General features: G+C 36.8%; 6 protein-coding genes and 1 pseudogene. 1 reads left to right on the plus strand and 6 read right to left on the minus strand.

The genetic code is table 11. The features are described from left to right. The first annotated feature begins 150 nt into the window (after positions 1 to 150). Positions 151 to 279: a hypothetical protein gene (locus DWW13_RS19790; RefSeq protein ID WP_264292968.1), complete on the plus strand. Its 129-nt coding sequence runs from the start codon at positions 151 to 153 to the stop codon at positions 277 to 279. A gap of 140 nt (positions 280 to 419) precedes the next feature. On the opposite strand, the gene DWW13_RS17775 is transcribed toward DWW13_RS19790, so the two are convergent. From DWW13_RS17775 to erm(B), 6 genes and pseudogenes are all read right to left on the minus strand, one after another. Further along, complete coding sequence (locus DWW13_RS17775; protein WP_003062094.1) at positions 420 to 1,610, minus strand: site-specific integrase; 1,191 nt, start codon at positions 1,608 to 1,610, stop codon at positions 420 to 422. 77 nt (positions 1,611 to 1,687) lie between these two features. Beyond that, positions 1,688 to 1,891, minus strand: a complete 204-nt coding sequence (locus DWW13_RS17780) for an excisionase (RefSeq protein WP_002322728.1) — start codon at positions 1,889 to 1,891, stop codon at positions 1,688 to 1,690. Between the two features lie 373 nt (positions 1,892 to 2,264). Beyond that, positions 2,265 to 2,519: pseudogene (locus tag DWW13_RS17790) on the minus strand (helix-turn-helix domain-containing protein). A 3-nt stretch (positions 2,520 to 2,522) separates the two neighbouring features. Next, complete coding sequence (locus DWW13_RS17795; RefSeq protein ID WP_003061815.1) at positions 2,523 to 2,942, minus strand: RNA polymerase sigma factor; 420 nt, start codon at positions 2,940 to 2,942, stop codon at positions 2,523 to 2,525. Between the two features lie 294 nt (positions 2,943 to 3,236). Then, a complete protein-coding gene (locus tag DWW13_RS17800) occupies positions 3,237 to 3,521 on the minus strand; it encodes a topoisomerase C-terminal repeat-containing protein (RefSeq protein ID WP_002326770.1) in 285 nt (94 codons plus the stop codon). A 145-nt stretch (positions 3,522 to 3,666) separates the two neighbouring features. After that, entirely contained in the window at positions 3,667 to 4,404 is a 738-nt protein-coding gene (erm(B), locus tag DWW13_RS17810) for a 23S rRNA (adenine(2058)-N(6))-methyltransferase Erm(B) (RefSeq protein ID WP_008687088.1), read from the minus strand. Positions 4,405 to 4,483: the final 79 nt, after the last annotated feature.

A 4,483-nucleotide genomic window follows, 5' to 3' on the forward strand; every position in this document is an offset into this window, starting at 1 on the left:
TTTATTATTTCACTTGTCTACCTAGAAGGGAGCATATCAAAGTTGATATGCTCTCTTCCAGGAATCCTCTTTATAATTTTTCAAAACCACTAATTTGGTGGTATACTTTAATCATCAAAAGAACATCAATGAATACAGGAGGTAAAGATTATGTTTAGTGGAACACATTATGGAATCAAAGTTGATATGGGTTGGTTAAAGGATGACGTCGATGGGTTGAAACAAGTAGTTGATTTTTTAAAACAAAAACTTACTAAATTTCTGATTATCTTTTCATAAGTTGGTAAATGCCGATATATCCCGTATTTTAGGGCTTTATCGGTATTTTCTTTTTGGAAGATACCTTGCATAAGCTGGCATTTACCAGCATGAAAATGCAACCAAAAGTAGTAAATGAGTAGTAAATATAAGCTCCGATATTAACAAGCCAGTCTTTCCAGTTCTGCTTTTGCAGATTGAAATGTACCGTGTGCATAATAGCCAAGTGTCATGGTTATGTTAGCGTGTCCCATAAGATATTGCAGGGTGTTTGGGTTCATTCCTCTGTTTGCCATATTCGTACAGTAAGTATGTCGGAATGAATGTGGTGTGATGTTCGGTAACTTGTCCGTGTGATACTTGTTATACTTCTTAATTAGTCCTCGCACCATGCCCTCATAGTTTCCTGCAACTTTAGGTAAGCCCTCACGGTTCAAGAATAGGAAATTGCTATAACCACCTACAATCAACGGTTGTGCCTTTCCTCTGTTCTTTAGTATTCTTTGGATTGCTTGATAAGCCCGTTCTGTCAATGGAAGTTCTCGTTTTCCGTTTTTGGTCTTTGGCGTTTCAATATAGTAGCCGATTTCGCTGTCTTTCAATAACTGGTGGTCTATATTGAGTATTCTGTTCTGCATATCAATATGCGTCGTTAGTCCGCAAAATTCAGAAATACGAAGTCCCGTTTCCAGCAGAAGCACAACCTCATCATAATACTTGCTGTAAATCTTATCCTTTTCCATAAAGGCAAGCAGGCGTTCTTCCTGCTCTGGTGTAAGGATAACTTTCTGCTCCGTATCATCTTCCAGAACATCACTTAGCTTAAATTCAAACGGGTTCTTTCTGATACAGTCGTCTTGTATCGCCATGTAAAATGACGCTTTCAAGGAACGCTTGTAGTTATCAATCGTTTTATAGGCGTATCCTTTTTCGCTCATTCTGATAGCCCATTCTTTAGCGTCCGACTGCTTAACAGTATCAATCGCCCTCATACCCAATGGGTCATTTTTCAGAGCGTTCATAAGATACTGTCGTCCTTTTTCAGTAGCCCTCTTGATGTTCTTTCTTTGGCTGTTCTTCTTGTCGTAGAGCTGGCAGACTGTCATTTTACCGCCTGCTGTATCGATACCGTCGTTAAGGTCTTTTTTAATCTGTGTTTCTTTTTCCCTCAACGATATATCATCACGCTTTCCAGCAGGTGTCTTGTCTGTCGGTACAAGTTTCCAAGAATAGATAAATTGTGGCTTTCCGTATATATCGGTATATTTATAAACGTATCTTCCGTCTTTTCGCTGGCTCTCTCCATTACGCAAATTGCGATTTTTACTGTCTTTTCGTTTTACATTAGACATAGTGTAAAGCTCCTTTCCGTCATGGAACGAGCCGTGATACGCTATATTTATTATACCATATCTACGGCTCAATGACATTAGATTTCGTCCAATGTATCTATGATTTTTTCAAATTGTTTTCGCTTAATCTGAATACGGTTGCCGTTCACGATAACCCAGCCAGCGTCAAGATTTTCTTCGGCTAATTTACGCAATTTCTTTTCGCCAATGCGGAAGTATTTGGACGCTTCTTCAACCGTCAGCGTATATTTTTCCCAAATAGGCACATCAGTATTGTTCATAATCTATGCACCCCCCTTTACTGTGTGTCGTTTTTTACAAGCAGGCAGACGGCTTTGGAAAGCTCCATTAGTATCTCAACTATTCCCATTCTTGTGGGCAGAACCGCACCATGCGGACGTATCATTATTCTGTGAGGATAGGTCGTGGCAAAACGACTTTTCCAACAGTCGCTCTCGGATCACTGCGTGGGTCGCTCGCTTTCTTTTGAAAAGGTCGTGGCGTACAGTCCCCGTGGCTCGCTATCTCACAAACGTATCTGTCTGCTTTATTCAGTTGTCAAAGAGCTGTGGTGAAAGCGTGTTGCTTTCATATAAAAGCAGGTGGCAGAGCAGGAAAGAGGGGGATATTAAATCATGCTCCGCTAAAAACTGCTTATTCTTCTGGTTCTAAGTCCATATCTTCAATATCAAAACCTAAAATCATTTTGATAAGTGCTTCTCTGATACGTCCTTTTAATTCCATATCTACAACGATATAAACATTGCCGTATTCATCATAAAGTGAACGCAAACAGCACTTTGATATGTAAGGGTCATAAAATGCCAGTAATTTTTCAATCGCTTTTTCGTTTCAATCCATAGCTGATGAAATCAAGTAATAAGACGGTTTCTTAAATAACTGTTTCATTTTCTAATGTTCCTCCTTGAGTATTTTTTTCATAGTTTCCAAAGCGTGATGTCGGTTTCTAAATACACCGCTTTGCGTGATTTTCTGCAAGTTGGCAATTTCACTTTCTGTCATTTCCAAGAAGTAATACATCAACAGAGTATTGCGTTTTCTTTCTGGAAGTTTCTTCAAGGCTTCTGCCAATTCATCATCAAGGACACGAATATCAATGCCACATACTGAAAAGATTGTATAATCTGTTTCGTAGTCGTCCCAAACAGCCATTTTATCAACAAGGACATCTGGCAATTCGCTGAAAGATATTTCTTTATTCTTACGACGGTTTAATTCCTTGTAATAATCTTTCACGACACTACGGACAACTTTCTTTAAACAACTTTCAAAACGACATTGAACTGTTTTCTGGAAGTCAGACGGTTTCATCAATCTCACCTCCTTTCCTTTATGATTTGAAAAGTGTTTATCCCTCTTTCCGCACCATATAAGGACAGCTAGGTGTGATTTAATGACCTCTTTTGAAAAATTTTTTAAATTTTTTCGGGTATGAAAAAAGCCCGCACAAAACATATAGTCTGTACGAGCCTTTAAAGCTAAAACATAGTAATATTGTATCATTAAGAATCACAAATCACAAGTGATTTGTGATTAATCACTTGTGATTTGTGATAAGTGATTTGTGATTAATATATAAAAGCCCTCTTTAAAGGGCTTTTATGTTTATTTTGAAAAAGAGATAAAATCAATATATCCCTTTTCCCCAATTTTTACAACGGCATTGTAGGGCTTTTTCTCTTTGTTTTTGATTCCTTTTACCAGGGTTTCTTTTCCCTCCAGTAATTCTTTTACATTCGTTTTGGTTAGTTTTTTCTTTCTAAAATGTTCAGCTAAAGTAAACTTACATTCAGGATAATTTGAACAACCATAAAACGATTTTTTTAATACAATATTGTTGCCACACTTAGGACATTTTCCTACAAGGGGTCCCGAGCGCTTAGTGGGAATTTGTACCCCTTATCGATACAAATTCCCCGTAGGCGCTAGGGACCTCTTTAGCTTCTTGGAAGCTGTCAGTAGTATATCTAATAATTTATCTCCATTCCCTTTAGTAACGTGTAACTTTCCAAATTTAAAAAAGCGACTCATAGAATTATTTCCTCCCGTTAAATAATAGATAACTATTAAAAATAGACAATACTTGCTCATAAGTAATGGTACTTAAATTGTTTACTTTGGCGTGTTCCATTGCTTGATGAAACTGATTTTTAGTAAACAGTTGACGATATTCTCGATTGACCCATTTTGAAACAAAGTACGTATATAGCTTCCAATATTTATCTGGAACATCTGTGGTATGGCGTGTAAGTTTTATTAAGACACTGTTTACTTTTGGTTTAGGATGAAAGCATTCCGCTGGCAGCTTAAGCAATTGCTGAATCGAGACTTGAGTGTGCAAGAGCAACCCTAGTGTTCGGTGAATATCCAAGGTACGCTTGTAGAATCCTTCTTCAACAATCAGATAGATGTCAGACGCACGGCTTTCAAAAACCACTTTTTTAATAATTTGTGTGCTTAAATGGTAAGGAATATTCCCAACAATTTTATACCTCTGTTTGTTAGGGAATTGAAACTGTAGAATATCTTGGTGAATTAAAGTGACACGAGTATTCAGTTTTAATTTTTCTGACGATAAGTTGAATAGATGACTGTCTAATTCAATAGACGTTACCTGTTTACTTATTTTAGCCAGTTTCGTCGTTAAATGCCCTTTACCTGTTCCAATTTCGTAAACGGTATCGGTTTCTTTTAAATTCAATTGTTTTATTATTTGGTTGAGTACTTTTTCACTCGTTAAAAAGTTTTGAGAATATTTTATATTTTTGTTCATGTAATCACTCCTGAAGTGATTACATCTGTAAATAAATACAGAAGTTAAACGATTTGTTTGTAATTTTAGTTATCTGTTT

Origin of the sequence: Blautia sp. AF14-40, assembly GCF_003479665.1 — a bacterium.
GTDB classification, from domain to species: domain Bacteria; phylum Bacillota; class Clostridia; order Lachnospirales; family Lachnospiraceae; genus Fusicatenibacter; species Fusicatenibacter saccharivorans.

Bases quoted from the DNA above. Each gene is read 5' to 3' on its own strand.
- DWW13_RS19790 (WP_264292968.1), top strand. From the start codon at position 151: ATGTTTAGTGGAACACATTATGGAATCAAAGTTGATATGGGTTGGTTA.
- DWW13_RS17775 (WP_003062094.1), bottom strand. From the start codon at position 1,610: ATGTCTAATGTAAAACGAAAAGACAGTAAAAATCGCAATTTGCGTAAT.
- DWW13_RS17780 (WP_002322728.1), bottom strand. From the start codon at position 1,891: ATGAACAATACTGATGTGCCTATTTGGGAAAAATATACGCTGACGGTT.
- DWW13_RS17795 (WP_003061815.1), bottom strand. From the start codon at position 2,942: ATGAAACCGTCTGACTTCCAGAAAACAGTTCAATGTCGTTTTGAAAGT.